We start from the raw sequence: 14234 nt of genomic DNA on the forward strand, positions 1-14234 counted from the left end.
GCGTCCATGCAAACCCGACCCGTCCTGAGCGTGCGCGACCTTACCACCTGTTTCGACGGCGACGAGACCACGGTGGTCGCCGTCGACGGCCTGTCGTTCGACCTGATGCCCGGCGAAACCCTGGGCCTGGTGGGCGAATCCGGCTGCGGCAAGAGCGTGACCTCGCTGTCCATCATGCGTCTGCTGCGCGCCCCCGGCCGCAATGCCGGCGGACGCATCGAGTTCGACGGCCAGGACCTGCTGGCCCTGCCCGAGAAAGCCATGCGCGCGATCCGCGGCAACCGGATCTCGATGATCTTCCAGGAGCCGATGACGTCCCTGAACCCGGTGTTCACCGTCGGCCGCCAGATCAGCGAATCGCTGATGCTGCACCAGGGCCTGTCGCGCCGCGACGCCCTGGCCCAGGCCGAACAACTGCTGGACCTGGTGCAGATCGCCGACCCCGCGCGCCGCGTGCGCGAGTACCCCTATCAGTTGTCCGGCGGCATGCGCCAGCGCGCCATGATCGCGATGGCGCTGGCCTGCCAGCCCAAGGTGCTGATCGCCGACGAACCCACCACCGCGCTGGACGTCACCATCCAGGCGCAGATCCTGCACCTGCTGCGCGACATCCAGGCGCGCCTGGGGACCGCCATCGTGCTGATCACGCACGACCTGGGCGTCGTGGCGCAGATGTGCCAGCGCGTCATCGTCATGTACGCCGGCCGCAAGGTCGAGGAAGGCGGCGTGGACGACGTGCTGGACCGGCCGCAGCATCCCTATACCCGGGCGCTGATCCGATCGCTGCCCGATTTCGTCGACGGCCAGGGCCACGACGCCCGGCTGGCCGAGCTGCCGGGCATCGTGCCCGTGATGACGCCGGCCTCGCGCGGCTGCGCCTTCGCCGCGCGCTGCCCCGAGGCGCAGCCGCGCTGCCGCGACGCCGCCCCGCCCGCCGTGGACGCCGGCAGCCGCCACCGCGTCTGGTGCTGGGCGCGCGCCGAAGGACTGGCCGCCGCGCCCGCGACCGGCGCCCTGACCGCGTGAGAGCCGCCATGAACCTGCACGATATCCCCCCCCCGCCCGCCGCGTCCGCCATGTCCGCATCCGCCGCGCCCATGCTGGAAGTCATCGACCTCAAGAAGCACTTTCCGGTGGACGGCGGCAAGGTGCTGCGCGCCGTCGACGGCGTGTCGCTGTCGGTGCCGCGCGGCCAGACGCTGAGCCTGGTCGGCGAATCCGGCTGCGGCAAATCCACCACCGGCAAATGCCTGATCCGGCTGGCCGAACCCACCGCCGGCCGCATCCTGCTCGAAGGCCAGGACCTGGCGGCGATGAACGGCCGCCAGCTGCGCGCCATGCGCCAGCGGGTGCAGTTCATCTTCCAGGACCCGTTTTCGTCCATGAATCCGCGCATGCGGGTGCGCGACATCATCGGCGAGCCGCTGCGCAACTTCGGCCACGGCCGCGCCGCGATCCGCGAGCGCGTGGCCCAGCTGCTGGCCCGCGTCAGCCTGCGCCCCGACGCCGCCGACCGCTACCCGCACGAATTCTCCGGCGGGCAGCGCCAGCGCATCGTGATCGCGCGCGCGCTGGCGCTGGACCCCGGGCTGATCGTGTGCGACGAGCCGGTGTCGGCGCTGGACGTCTCGGTCCAGGCCCAGGTCATCAACCTGCTGATGGACCTGCAGCGCGACCTCGGCCTGACCTACGTGTTCATTTCGCACGACCTGAGCGTGGTGCGCCACATCAGCCACCAGGTGGCCGTGATGTACCTGGGCCGCATCGTCGAAAGCGGCCCGCGCGACGCCATCTTCGGGCGCCCGGCCCATCCCTATACCCGCGCCCTGCTGGCCGCGGTGCCGTCCGCCCGCCGCGGCGAGCGCACGCCGGTCGAGGTGCTCAGGGGCGAAATCCCCAGCCCCCTGTCGCCGCCCTCGGGCTGCGCGTTCCGCAGCCGCTGCCCCATGGCCCGGCCGCGCTGCGCCGAAGAAACCCCGCTGCCGCGCCACGTCGCCCCCGGGCAGCAGGTCGCCTGCCACTTTGCCTAGACGGAGATACGCATGTCCCAGCCCGACGCCACCCCGTTCGATTACATTCTTGCCGGCGGCACCGTCATCGACGGCGCCAACACCCCCGGCCGCCGCGCCGACGTGGGCATGCGCGGCGACCGCATCGCCGCCGTCGGCGACCTGGCCGGCCATACCGCCGCACGCCGCATCGACGTCGCCGGCAAGGTGGTGGCGCCCGGTTTCATCGACTCCCATACGCACGACGACAACTACCTGCTCAAGCGCCGCGACATGACGCCCAAGATTTCGCAGGGCGTCACCACCGTGGTCACCGGCAATTGCGGCATCAGCCTGGCGCCGCTGGCGCACGCCAATCCGCCCGCGCCGCTGGACCTGCTGGACGAAGGCGGCTCCTATCGCTACGAACGCTTCCGCGACTACCTCGACGCGCTGCGCGCCGCGCCCGCCGCCGTCAACGCCGCCTGCATGGTGGGCCACTCCACGCTGCGCGCCGCCGTCATGCCCGAGCTGCAGCGCGAGGCCACGCCCGCCGAGATCGAGGCCATGCGGGCGCTGGCCGACGAAGCCCTGGCCAGCGGCGCCATCGGCATCTCCACCGGCGCGTTCTACCCGCCCGCCGCCTGCGCCAGCACCGAGGAGATCATCGAAGTCTGCCGGCCGCTGGCCGCGCGCGGCGGCGTCTACGCCACCCACATGCGCGACGAAGGCGAGCACATCGTCGCGGCGCTGGAAGAAACCTTCCGCATCGGCCGCGAACTGGGCGTGCCCGTCGTGATCTCGCACCACAAGGTCATGGGCAAGCCCAACTTCGGCCGCTCCCGCGAAACCCTGGCCCTGATCGAGGCCGCCATGGCCGGCCAGGACGTCTCGCTGGACGCCTATCCCTACGTGGCCGGCTCCACCATGCTCAAGCAGGACCGCGTGCTGCTCGCCGGCCGCACCCTCATCACCTGGTGCAAGCCCTGCCCCGAACTGAGCGGGCGCGACCTGGACGAGATCGCCGCCGAACGCGGCAAGTCCAAGTACGACGTGGTGCCCGAACTGCAGCCGGCCGGCGCCATCTACTTCATGATGGACGAGCCCGACGTCCAGCGCATCCTGGCCTTCGGCCCCACCATGATCGGCTCGGACGGCCTGCCCCACGACGAGCGCCCGCACCCGCGGCTGTGGGGCACCTTCCCGCGCGTGCTGGGGCACTACTCGCGCGACCTGGGCCTGTTCCCGCTGGAGACAGCCGTCTGGAAGATGACCGGCCTGACCGCCGCCCGCTTCGGCCTGGCCGAACGCGGTCAGGTGCGGCCCGGCTACTACGCCGACCTGACGGTCTTCGACCCGGCCACCGTGGCCGACTCCGCCACCTTCGAGCGGCCCACCGAGAGCGCCGCCGGCATCCATTCGGTCTACGTCAACGGCGCGCCGGTCTGGCAGGACCAGGCCTTTACCGGCCTGCACGCCGGGCGCGTGCTGAACCGGGCCGCCTGAACCGGGCGCAACCTTTACAATCCGGCAAACGCGGCGGGGCTTGCGGGCCCCAGCCCCAGCCCTCAACCCTTGATGCCAGACCGCTACATGGCCCTACCCGGCAAGACCGTTCCGCCCGAAATCGTGGGCAAGGAAGAAATGGGCGCTCGCCTGCGGGCCGAGCGCAAGGCAAGAAAACTGACCTTGCAGGAAGTCTCCCGCGCCAGCGGCATCGCGGTGTCCACGCTTTCCAAGGCCGAGCTGGGGCAGATCGCCCTGAGCTACGAGAAATTCGGCGCGCTGGCCCGCGCGCTGGACGTCGACATGACCCGGCTGTTCATGCTGGGCGACGCCTCCCAGGCCGCCGTCGCGCCGACCTACGTCAAGAACAAGCTCGGCGACGCCTGCGACTACGTCACGGAGAACTACCACTACCGCCTGCTGATGGGCGAATACCCGGGCAAGAAAATGACGCCCATGGTCGCCCTCATCGATTCGCGCAAAGTGGTCGAGTTCGAGGACTACATCCGGCATCCCGGCCAGGAATTCGCCGTGGTGCTGTCGGGCAAGGTCCGCATCCAGTTCGAGAACGGCGACAGCGTCGTGCTTGCCAAGCACGAAACCGCCTATTTCGACAGCAGCATCGGCCACGTCTACCTGTCGCTGAGCAAAAAGCCGGCCGAAGTGCTGGCGGTCTGCAGCGACACCGACGAAGTGCCCTCGCGGCTGAAACCCGCCTGACTCGCGCACCTGGCGCCGATACCGCAACGACGATCACGACAAGCAGCAATGCGCATCACCCCCACACTGACTCTTTGCGCGGCCCTGGCGGCCGGCAACCCCGCCCTCGCACAACCCGTGCTGCGCGACATCGGCGCCATGCTTTCCGGCGCCAAAAGCGGCAGCGCCATCGTCCGCAGCGACCGCGGACTGCTGCTGGAAACGCGCCACTGCATCGACGGCCAGGCGCCCGTCGCCGCGCAGCTGCGCGGCCAGCTCGGCGTGGCGCACGAGGCCGCCCTGCTCGACCTGTTCCAGCGCATCCTGTGCGCCCGCTCCGACGACGGCATGGGCAAACTCTCCATCGCCCGCTACGGCGAGGACGCGGCCGACTCGTTCGGCACCGGCATGACGTTCTACTCCGGCAGCAAGGAACTGGGCGAATGGCCCATCGAGATCGAAAGCCACAGCCCGCGCGACGAGGCCTATATCTCCATGCTGGGCCTGACGCCGAACAGTCCCATCAGCGGCGTCTCGCTATGGCAGACCCCGTCGCCCGGCCGCGTGCGCGTCTGGTTCGCGCCGTTCCTGCACAGGCCTTCGGACGCCATGACCTACGACTTCGAACTGCGCGGCGAGCGCTGGGTCTGGGTCGCCGCCGTCTCCTCCTCGCGCATATTGGGCTAGCGTCCGCCGCCGGCATCAGACTGTCATATAAGCCGGCGATACTGGCTCCGCAATGCGCGCAACTCCCCGGCATCCCCGGGGAAAGGCCCGGATATCTCTGGATATCCCTGGATATCCATATGAAAGGTAATTCGTTGCCGCGCCTTGCCGGCCGGCCTACGATGCCTGCCATACCCCGGGCCAGACGCCCGTACCAAGGTTCCACGAAGGTTCCAATATGCAACGCCTGATATCCCCGATCCTGAGCCGCCGTCCGGCGCTGCTCGCCGGCCCCCGCAGCGCGCGCCGCTATGACGCCGTCGTGTCCCTGCAGGCCTACCGCGAAGCCCGCCAGCTGCGCGAATCCGCCCAACGCATCCTCGCCGTATCCGCGCGCTACATGCTGCCGGGCGCCTGAGCGCCTTATAGAAAGCCGGCCGCGCGGAACATGCGCTCGTAGATCTCGCGCAGCGTCGCCTCCTTGCGCTTGTTGTACGCCATCACCTGCATCGCGCCCACGGCCGCGGACTGCTTGGCCCACGCATACAGGTCGCGGTCCGCCGGATTGGCGCGCAGCCAGTCGCGGAACATCCGGTGCCGGATATTCTCCGGACAATCCGGCCCGAACACATGCAGGTTCGCCGCCGGCGCCTCCAGCCGCAGCGCGCGGTGCTGATGCCAGGACGGCTCGCGCAGCGCCAGCACATAGCCGATCGCCTCCAGCGGCCCCACGTAGTCTTCCTCCCGCGCCGGATCGGCCACGGTCAGGTCGATGTCGATCACCGGCTTGGCCGCCAGCCCCGGCACCGCCGTGGACCCCATATGCTCCACGTCCAGCGCCGCCGGCCCCAGCGCCTCGCGTATCGCCGCGGCCAGCGCGTCGTAGCGGGCCGGCCATCGGGGATCGTAGGGCACGACTTCCACCGGCGCCGGCGCCGGCCGGCCTCGGACCCAGGGGTCTTCGTCCGGGTCCGGTTCGTGGTGTTTCATGATTTCTTCGGGTGTCGCCATGCGATGCATCCTCCTGCGGCGGTCCGGACGAGCCTCAACGGCCCGACAATTGCGCGATCTGCTGCAGCGCCGGCACCTGTAGCGGCATCAGGCGGGTGCATGCCAGCAGCTCCCGGGCGGCGAAGGCGATGGCCTCGTCGTCGAAGCCCTCGGAATACACCGTGATCACCAGGCAGCCCAGCGCGGCCCCGTCCCAGGAATGGAAATTGGCCGCGATGGCGCTCAGGCCATCGTAAAGCTCGTCGCGCACCAGCACGTAGCCGTTCTCGGCGGCCCGGGCCAGATCCGCCTCCAGCGCCGCCCGGGTGGTCAGGGTCTTGCCGGTGTGCGCCGCGTACGGCGGCTCGCCGAGCAGGGCCTCGCGCCTGGCCGGATCGGATGCGAGCAGCAGGGCCTTGCCCGGGCCCGAGGCATGCAGCGGGCCATGCAGCCAGGTCGTGTAATACGGATTAAGCGACGTGCCCGCCGGCATCGCGTCGACCACGATGCGTTCGCCTCCGACATAGGCCACCAGCACGACGGACTGCCCCACTTTGTTCGCCAGGCCGCGCACCAGCGGATCGGCCTGGCGGCGCAGTTCTTCGAGCGGATGCTTCAAGGCCAGCGGACGCATGGCGGACGGCGAGGCCAGATAGCGCTTGCCGTCGCCGATGCGGATCACGCGCCCGGCTTCCTCCAGCGTCCGCAGCAGGCGCAAGGCGGTGCTCAGGTCCAGTTCGACCGCGGCGGCCAGTTCCGCCAGCGTCATCGGATGGCTGGCGGCGATCAGGGCATCCAGCAAGGCCAGTCCGCGCAGCAGGGTGCCGGCCGGCGGCCCGCTTCCCGGGGCGTTGTCGGAGGTCGCGGCCGGTTCGGCGGCCGTGGAAATTGCGCGATTCTTGAGCGGTTTCGGCATGGTCCGGTCTGCAAGGCGCTTGCGTTCTACGCCAATTTGCAGAATCATAATATCGAAATAAAACTTTCAATAGATGATTCTTTAATTTCTACTATTGACTGATATATAACCGAGACAAATCCAAGCGCAATGAACGCAAAGAAACTCTTGTCGGTAGGCGACTACGAACGCGCAGCCAAGGCGGTCCTGCCGCACGCGGTGTTCGGCTACGTCAACGGCGGCACCGAAGACTGCCTGACGCTGGAAGCCAACCGGGAAGCGTTCCGTTCGGTTCAGTTCCGTCCGCGCGGCCTGGTCGGCGTCGCGCAGCGCACGCAGGCCGTCGAACTCTGGGGAAGGCAGTACCGGCATCCTTTCGGGATCGCGCCCATGGGCATGACCGCCATGTGCCGCCATCGGTGCGAATGGGACCTGGCCAAGGCCGCGTCAGAGGCGAAAATTCCGTTCGTGCTCAGCGGCCTTTCCACGCTGGCCATGGAAACCGTGCGCCAGGCCGATGCCGATTTCTGGTATCAGGGCTACATCCCCGGCGACAAGGAAGTCATCGAACCGCTGCTGCAGCGCCTGCGCGCCAACGAGATCGACGTGCTGGTCGTCACCATCGACACGCCCGTGGGCGCGAACCGCGAGAACAACCAGCGCAACGGTTTCACCGTCCCGTTCAAGTTCAGCAGAGGCCTGCTCTGGGATGGGCTTCGTCATCCCCGCTGGTCCGCCAACGTGTTTCTCCGTACCCTGCTTTCGGACCGGCAGGTGCCGCGCTTCTGCAACGTGGTCGCCGATACGCGCGGCTACCGCATCACCGAAGAACCCAAGGGCGGCCTGCGCGGCGGCCGCGACCGGCTGGACTGGTCGCACCTGGCCTGGATGCGCGACATCTGGCCGGGCCGCATCGTCCTCAAGGGCGTCGCCCATCCCGGCGACGCGCAGCTGGCGGAACAAATGGGCCTGGACGGCGTCATCGTCTCCAACCACGGCGGACGCCAGCTCGACGGCGCGCAGGGCGCCCTGGACGCCTTGCCCGAGGTCGCCGCCGCGGTGGGCCCGAATTTTCCGGTGATGGTCGACGGCGGCTTTCGCCGTGGCGCCGACATCCTCAAGGCCATCGCGCTGGGCGCGCGCATGGTGTTCCTGGGCCGCCCCTTCCTCTACGGCGCGTCCGTGGCCGGACAGGCCGGCGTGGCGCGCATCATCGACATTTTGGGAACCGAAATCGACCGCAACCTGGGGTTGCTGGGGTGCCGCGACCTGGCGGAGCTGGGAGGCGACTTCATCGTGTCGCGTGCTTCACCCCCGTGGGCACGTAGTTATCGCAATGCGCCCCTGATTTAGCGCAGGACACCGAATGCTAAACTTCGCTGCTGTTGCCCTGCCCGAGGTTTCCGAGCTATGTACACAGGTACCGGCATGTACACACTTGGCGAAGCGGCACGTTTGATCGGTGTTCCTTCTCCCCAATTGAATCGCTGGCTTTTCGGTTATCGCTATACGAAAGGCCCGGACAATTCGCGTGTAAAAAGCTGGTCACCCCCTCTTTGGACGCCAGAACTGGCCGATCAGGACTTCGACGAAAAAGTCATCGGCTTTCATGACCTGCTGGAAGTCCGCTTCGTAGGCGCTTTCGTAAGGTATGGCGTGCCGTTGATTGTCGTGCGCCGCTGCCTGGAGAGCGCTCAGCAATTGTATGGAGTGAAGTATCCCTTCACTACCCTTCGCTTCAAAACGGACGGCCGAACGATATTTGGCGAAGCCTTACGTCAAGCAGAAAAAGATGGTGCGCTGGTCGATCTGAGAAACCGGCAACACGTTTTCCGAGAAATCATCAATCCATCGTTGTACGCGGGTATTGAGTACCACCAGGATCAAGCCTTGAAATGGTATCCCGCCCTCAAACGGGATCGGGTCGTGCTTGATCCGTGCCGGCAGTTCGGCAGCCCCATCCTCGAAGACTCGGGCACGCCAACCGACGTCATTTACGCCTCGTACTTGGCCGAGGGCGGACACGAAGCGGCAATCAAACAGACCGCTTCCGCCTATGAAGTACAGGTACGGTATGTGAAAGCTGCCGTCAGGTTCGAAGAGAGCCTGCGACAGCGGGTCCATTGAATTTTCTGTTCGACCATAACCTGCCTCCCCATTGGGCGGCTGCCGTTGCACGCGCCAGCGTAAACATGTTTGCCGCCGGCAAAGTCGAGCAGGTGTGCCATCTTCGGGATCGCTTTCCGCCCAACGCTGTCGATACGGAATGGCTGACCACTCTCGGGCAGGAAGGCGGTTGGACCGTAGTCTCAGGCGATGCATTCCGGAAGAGAAATGGCGCAGAACGACAAGTCATTCGGCAATATGGCCTGTCCGTATTCGTGCTTCAACCGTCCTGGTCAAGTCGTCGCTATTGGGACAAGCTTGCTCAATTCATTCTGTGGTGGCCAAGAATCGTCGAACAGACCAATGCCGTGGAACGGGCCACGCTCGAGGTGCCATGGCGTACTGCCACGAAGTTCAAGCAGCTATAACGCTCGATCTGTGTACTCGCCTCCCTGAACTCGCCTAGTGGAATCCAAAAAAAAACCGTAAGGCATAGATCCTTACGGGTTTTTTTACGATTTTCCTGGGTTGATCCGGAAACAGAATTCTGGTGCCGACGGCGAGACTCGAACTCGCACAGCTTTCGCCACTACCCCCTCAAGATAGCGTGTCTACCAATTTCACCACGTCGGCTGGGGTTTCCAGAAAATCATAACTTCCTGGAAAGTCGAGCATTCTACCACGCAAATTGCGATTCTGGGGAAACGGCCGGTTCTTTGTCGTCCGGCCCGCTCCCGCCGAGTTGCAGCAATTCTAGTTGATCTGCAGGTTCGTCGCCTTGACGACTTCGTCCCATTTACGCGTTTCGCTTTCCATGAAGGCCTTGAACGCCTGCGGCGTGTTGGGCGGCGGGGGCATCAGAAAGCCGTTGTTCTGGTAGCTGGCCGCCAGCGCGGGGTCGGATGCCAGGGCCTTGTTGATGGCGGTATTGACCTTCTGCACGATGTCCGCCGGGGTGCCGGCGGGCGCGAATACGCCGAACCAGGCCGCCACGTCGAAGCCGGCCACGCCGGATTCGGCGATGGTGGGGATTTCGGGCGCGAACGGCACGCGGCTGCCGGTGGTGACGGCCAGGCCGGTGAGCTTGCCGGCGCGCACGTGCGGCAGCAGCGGCGGCAGGTTGTCGAAGATGGAATCGACCTGTCCGCCCAGCAGGTCGGCCACGGCCGGGCCGCTGCCGCGATACGGCACGTGCAGGATGTCGATGCCGGTCTTCATCTTGAAGAGCTCGCAGCCCAGGTGCGCGGACGAGCCGTTGCCGGGCGAGGCGCAGGTCAGCTTGCCGGGATGCTTTTTGGCGTAATCGATGTATTCCTGCACGGTCTTGACGGGCACGGCGGCGTTGACGGCCAGGATGTTGGGCACCACGTTCAGCAGCGCGACGGCGTCCAGGTCCTTGAGCGCGTCGAACGACATCTTGGAGTACAGGGACTGGTTGATGGCGGTCGAGATGGACCCCACGAACAAGGTGTAGCCGTCGGCGGGCGCGCGCACCACCGACTCGGCGCCGATGTTGCTGTTGGCGCCAGGCTTGTTCTCGACCACGAAAGTCTGGCCGAACTCCTTGCCCAGCACGTCGGCGATCATGCGGGCGCTGATGTCGGTGGTGCCGCCGGGGGCATAGCCCACGACCAGCCGCACCGGCTTGGACGGATAGGCATCGGCCTGGGCGTGGGCCGGCGCCGACGCGAAGCAGGCGAGCGCCGCCGCGGCGGCGGCCAGTCTGGTATGGATCTTCTTCATGTTTCCTCCTGTCGAAAGCGGATCGGCGCGCCCCGGGCGGGCGCGGCCGTTTTTATCGTTGTGGGGGCTGGCGGCGGCCTATGCCGGGCTGGCCGGCCGTATCGGCGCGATCAGATCCGGCGTGACGTCGGCCAGGCTGCTGCAGCCCAGCAGCGCCAGGTCGGTCGAGATTTCGCTGCGGAAAATCGCGGCCACCTTGCGGATGCCGGCCTGGCCGCCGACCGCCGCCCCGAAAAGCTGCGGCCTGCCGGTGAACACCATGCGCGCGCCCAGGGCCACCGCCTTGAGCACGTCCGAGCCGCGGCGGAATCCGCCGTCGACCATGACCGGAAATCCGGGCGGCACCGCCGCCACGATCTCGGGCAGCGCCTGCAGCGGCGAAATGCAGCCGTCCAGCTGGCGGCCGCCGTGGTTGGAGACGATGACGCCGTCGGCGCCGGCCGCGCAGGCCTGGCGCGCGTCGTCGGGATGCATCACGCCCTTGAGCACCAGCTTGCCCGGCCAGTTCTCGCGAATCCAGCGGATGTGCTCCCACGACAGCTTGTCGCGTTCGCCGCGAAAGCCGTTGGGTGGGTCCTGCGTGATGGGCGGGCCGATCTCCTCGTAAAGATTCGAGAAGCGCGGCACGCCGCTGCCCAGCAGCGTGCGCATGAAGACGTTCAGGCTCCAGCGCGGATGCCGCAGGCCGTCGAGCACCACGCTGGCGCTCATCTTGAAAGGCACGGTGAAGGCCAGGCGCTGCAGGTTCTCGCGGTTCGCGCCTACGCAGGTGTCGATGGTGACCACCAGCACCGGGATCTCGGCCTGGCGCAGGCGGCCCAACAGCCTGCCGATGCGTTCGGTGTTGCCCGGCAGATAGGCCTGGTACCAGCAGCGCTTGCCCGTGGCCTGCTGCAGGCGTTCCAGCGGCACGCTGGAAGCGCCGCTGATGATGAACGGAATCTCGGCGTGCTGCGCGGCCTGCGCCAGCGCCAGGTCGCACTCGTGCATGACGATGGCGGAGAATCCGGTGGGCGCGAAACCCACCGGCATGGCGTAGGTCTGGCCGTAGAGTTCGACCTTGCTGTTGCGCTGGTCCACTACGCGCAGCCCCCGCGGCCGGAACCCGACGTCGCCCAGGGCGCGCACCGACTCGGCCAGCGAAGCGCCGTCCTCGGTGCCGCCGCAGACGTAGCCTTCGACGCAGCGCGGCATGATGCGCCGCGCCTCGCGCTCGAAGTCGCGCACCGACAGGCAGCGGTCCAGCCGGCTCATGCTACCGCCGGCTCGCCGGCCTGCACGCCCAGCGCCTGCAGACAGGCCGCCAGCGAGCGGTCCTGCGTGTCCTGGTAGAGCGCCAGCTCATCCAGCACCGGCGCGCCCAGCGCCTGCTCGAAAGCGGCCTGGCTGGCGTTCTGCGCGTATTCGGCCTGGCCCTTGTCGCCCAGGTTCGACTGGAAGATGCCGGCGGCGCTGACCGGCAGGAAGTCTTCGTACACCAGCGGCTCGTAACGGATGTAGCCCTGCTCGATCAGCGCTTGCGCGTCGGCGCTGGCCGGCGCGCCGGTCTTGCCGGTCAGGTAGTAGCGGAAATAAGCCAGGCCCTGGGCATGCAGTTCCGAGTAGTCGTCCGGAAACGCGGCGAAGCAGTCCTGCAGGTTCTGCATGTAGGCGGCGGCATTGCTTTCGTTGGTCGCGCCCGGATTGCGGCTGCGCGCCAGGTCCAGCAGGTGGTCGTACAGCGCGCGGCCCTTGCGCGTGAGCGCGACGCCGCGCTGTTCGATCTCGCCGAAGCGGGCCGTATGGCTGCCGGGCGCGGCGCGGCCGTCGGCGCCGATGAAGCTGACGGCTTCCTCCAGCGCCTTGAAGCTGGTCTGGCGCAGCAGGATCGGGCACTTGCGCGGCGGCGGGCCTTCGATCACGGCCTTGGCGGCCACGCCGCGGCGCGGCATCTCGGCCTGGGCTTCGTCGATGTCCAGCGTGCGCGGCGTCAGGTGGTTGATGTGCGGGCCCTTGAAGGCCACCACGTCGGCGATCAGGCGGTGCTGGCCATGCAGCTCCTGGTAGTCCTGCAGGCTGACGGTGGCTTCGCCGTGCCAGCGGAAAGTGTGCAGGGCTTCGGCCACGAATTCCCGGGCGCAGGCCTCGTCCAGGCCGCCCTCGGCTTCGAAGCGCACGGCCAGTTCCAGCGCCCGGGGGGTGAAGATGCGGCGCGCCGCCAGGATGCGTGCGGCCTTCTCGCGCAGCGCGGCGTCGTCGATCAGTTCCAGGCGCAGCAGCGAGGTGAAGACGCGGAACGGGCTGGCCTGCAGCGCCTGCTCGTGGGTGGCGCGAAACGCGGTGGAGTGCACCGGCACGCCGGCCGGCGACAGGTCGTAATAGCCCACGGGCTGCATGCCCATCACGGCGAACACGCGGCGCATATTGGACAGCTCTTCGGCCGTGCCGACGCGGATGGCGCCATGGCGCTCGATGTCCAGGCGCTCGATCTCGCCCGTGCGCGCCAGCTGTGCGGCCAGTTCGGGCTGCTCGGCCAGGGTCTTGGCGTTGACCTGGGCGACCAGGTCCAGCAGCGTGTCATACAGGGGCACTTCCGACTTGTACATGTCGGACATGGCGCGGGAGAACCAGGCGCGGATCTGGTCGGGGCTGACGAAATTCTGATTCATGGCGGGCGTGGCGCATAGGTAGACAAGGCCCGCATGAAATCATGCCGCGCCGCCGCAATCAAATGAAAAAATTCGGCTTAATCAGTCCATTTTTTCATGGACGGCGCGCGGCTTCCTGCTCGACCCAGGCGACGAACTGCTTGATCTTCGGCACCTCGGCCGAATGCTCGGAATAGGCGACGAAATACGCGCCGTCGCTGGGCTGCACGTAGCCCCACGGGATCACCAGCTTGCCGGCCTGCAGCTCTTCCTCGGCCAGCAGGCGCGGGGTCAGCGCGATGCCGCAGCCGCTTTCGGCGGCGCGCACGCACATGTAGAAAGTGTCGAAGCGCGGCCCGTGGTAGCTGCGGTCGGACTGGAACTGCTGGTGCGAGAAGTAGTCGTGCCAGGCCTCGGGCCGCGAGGCGCACTGGATCAGTTCCTGCGCGCTCAGCGCTTCCAGGCTGTCGACCCGGTCGCCCGGCAGGAAGCCGGGCGCGCAGACCGGCACCACTTCGGCCTCGAACAATTCGCGGCACTGGGCGCCGGGCAAGGTGCCGTGGCCGAAGAAGAACGAAATGTCGATCTTGGCCTGCATCAGGTCGAACGGCCGGGTCTCGCTGCGGACCTTGACCTGGATGTCCGGATGCGCGGCCATGAAGCGCTTGAGGCGCGGGATCAGCCAGCGCGCGCCGAAGGTCGGCTGGGTGCCGATGGTGAGGACCTGCGTCTCGCTGCCGTAGGTCAGGATGTAGCGCGAGGACATGTCCACCTGGTTCAGGATGGCCCGGACCTCGGACTGGTACAGCGCGCCCGCCGGCGTCAACTGCAGGCGCCGCCGCACCCGCAGGAACAGCGGGTTGCGCAGCAGCGCCTCGAGTTGCGCGATCTGTTTGCTGATCGCGCTCTGGGTCATGTGCAGTTCCTCGGCGGCGCGCGTGAAGCTCATGTGCCGCGCCACCGCCTCGAAACACTGCAGCGCCATCATCGATGGCATCAAACGCTTTTCCATGG

General features: G+C 67.4%; 15 protein-coding genes and 1 tRNA gene. 9 read left to right on the forward strand and 7 right to left on the reverse strand.

The window, feature by feature from the left end; translation table 11 throughout:
- Positions 1 to 6 precede the first annotated feature (6 nt).
- The 6 genes from AC1M14_RS21235 to AC1M14_RS21260 all read left to right on the forward strand — a co-directional run bounded on the left by AC1M14_RS21235 (position 7) and on the right by AC1M14_RS21260 (position 5277).
- Positions 7 to 1026, forward strand: a complete 1020-nt coding sequence (locus AC1M14_RS21235) for an ABC transporter ATP-binding protein (RefSeq protein WP_102774295.1) — start codon at positions 7 to 9, stop codon at positions 1024 to 1026.
- A gap of 8 nt (positions 1027 to 1034) precedes the next feature.
- On the forward strand, positions 1035 to 2030 hold the full coding sequence (locus tag AC1M14_RS21240; RefSeq protein WP_479730403.1) for an ABC transporter ATP-binding protein: 996 nt from the start codon (positions 1035 to 1037) through the stop codon (positions 2028 to 2030).
- Positions 2031 to 2042: 12 nt separating this feature from the next.
- Positions 2043 to 3494 carry an N-acyl-D-amino-acid deacylase family protein gene (locus AC1M14_RS21245; RefSeq protein ID WP_479730404.1) on the forward strand — a complete coding sequence of 484 codons (1452 nt, stop codon included), beginning with the start codon at positions 2043 to 2045 and terminating at the stop codon, positions 3492 to 3494.
- Positions 3495 to 3566: 72 nt separating this feature from the next.
- Positions 3567 to 4214, forward strand: a complete 648-nt coding sequence (locus AC1M14_RS21250) for a helix-turn-helix domain-containing protein (protein ID WP_246842510.1) — start codon at positions 3567 to 3569, stop codon at positions 4212 to 4214.
- Between the two features lie 48 nt (positions 4215 to 4262).
- Positions 4263 to 4880, forward strand: a complete 618-nt coding sequence (locus AC1M14_RS21255; RefSeq protein WP_146196922.1) for a hypothetical protein — start codon at positions 4263 to 4265, stop codon at positions 4878 to 4880.
- Positions 4881 to 5097: 217 nt separating this feature from the next.
- On the forward strand, positions 5098 to 5277 hold the full coding sequence (locus AC1M14_RS21260) for a hypothetical protein (protein ID WP_102774291.1): 180 nt from the start codon (positions 5098 to 5100) through the stop codon (positions 5275 to 5277).
- 5 nt (positions 5278 to 5282) lie between these two features.
- On the opposite strand, the gene AC1M14_RS21265 is transcribed toward AC1M14_RS21260, so the two are convergent.
- Both AC1M14_RS21265 and AC1M14_RS21270 read right to left on the reverse strand, forming a co-directional pair.
- A complete protein-coding gene (locus AC1M14_RS21265; protein ID WP_479730405.1) occupies positions 5283 to 5870 on the reverse strand; it encodes a GrpB family protein in 588 nt (195 codons plus the stop codon).
- A 34-nt stretch (positions 5871 to 5904) separates the two neighbouring features.
- The gene (locus tag AC1M14_RS21270) at positions 5905 to 6765 is read right to left on the reverse strand and encodes an IclR family transcriptional regulator (RefSeq protein WP_479730406.1); all 861 of its coding nucleotides are present in this window, start codon (positions 6763 to 6765) and stop codon (positions 5905 to 5907) included.
- Positions 6766 to 6894: 129 nt separating this feature from the next.
- Here AC1M14_RS21270 and AC1M14_RS21275 point away from each other — a divergent pair, with 129 nt between their 5' ends.
- From AC1M14_RS21275 to AC1M14_RS21285, 3 genes are read left to right on the forward strand one after another with little or no spacing between them, the layout of a single operon-like run.
- A complete protein-coding gene (locus tag AC1M14_RS21275) occupies positions 6895 to 8097 on the forward strand; it encodes an alpha-hydroxy acid oxidase (protein WP_479730407.1) in 1203 nt (400 codons plus the stop codon).
- Between the two features lie 57 nt (positions 8098 to 8154).
- Entirely contained in the window at positions 8155 to 8871 is a 717-nt protein-coding gene (locus AC1M14_RS21280; protein WP_479730408.1) for a DUF433 domain-containing protein, read from the forward strand.
- Positions 8868 to 9278 carry a PIN-like domain-containing protein gene (locus AC1M14_RS21285; RefSeq protein WP_479730409.1) on the forward strand — a complete coding sequence of 137 codons (411 nt, stop codon included), beginning with the start codon at positions 8868 to 8870 and terminating at the stop codon, positions 9276 to 9278. Before AC1M14_RS21280 ends, AC1M14_RS21285 begins: the two co-directional genes overlap by 4 nt.
- Before the next feature lie 120 nt (positions 9279 to 9398).
- Here the strand turns inward: AC1M14_RS21285 and AC1M14_RS21290 are convergent.
- From AC1M14_RS21290 to AC1M14_RS21310, 5 genes are all read right to left on the reverse strand, one after another.
- Positions 9399 to 9483, reverse strand: a tRNA-Leu gene (locus AC1M14_RS21290).
- 120 nt (positions 9484 to 9603) lie between these two features.
- Positions 9604 to 10593, reverse strand: a complete 990-nt coding sequence (locus AC1M14_RS21295) for a Bug family tripartite tricarboxylate transporter substrate binding protein (RefSeq protein WP_102774279.1) — start codon at positions 10591 to 10593, stop codon at positions 9604 to 9606.
- A 78-nt stretch (positions 10594 to 10671) separates the two neighbouring features.
- The gene (locus AC1M14_RS21300) at positions 10672 to 11847 is read right to left on the reverse strand and encodes an alpha-hydroxy acid oxidase (RefSeq protein ID WP_102774278.1); all 1176 of its coding nucleotides are present in this window, start codon (positions 11845 to 11847) and stop codon (positions 10672 to 10674) included.
- On the reverse strand, positions 11844 to 13241 hold the full coding sequence (gene hglS, locus AC1M14_RS21305; protein WP_479730410.1) for a 2-oxoadipate dioxygenase/decarboxylase HglS: 1398 nt from the start codon (positions 13239 to 13241) through the stop codon (positions 11844 to 11846). Before hglS ends, AC1M14_RS21300 begins: the two co-directional genes overlap by 4 nt.
- A 94-nt stretch (positions 13242 to 13335) precedes the next feature.
- On the reverse strand, positions 13336 to 14232 hold the full coding sequence (locus tag AC1M14_RS21310; protein ID WP_102774276.1) for a LysR substrate-binding domain-containing protein: 897 nt from the start codon (positions 14230 to 14232) through the stop codon (positions 13336 to 13338).
- Between the last annotated feature and the right edge of the window lie 2 nt (positions 14233 to 14234).

The sequence above is a fragment of the Achromobacter sp. SX5 genome (genome assembly GCF_056711425.1).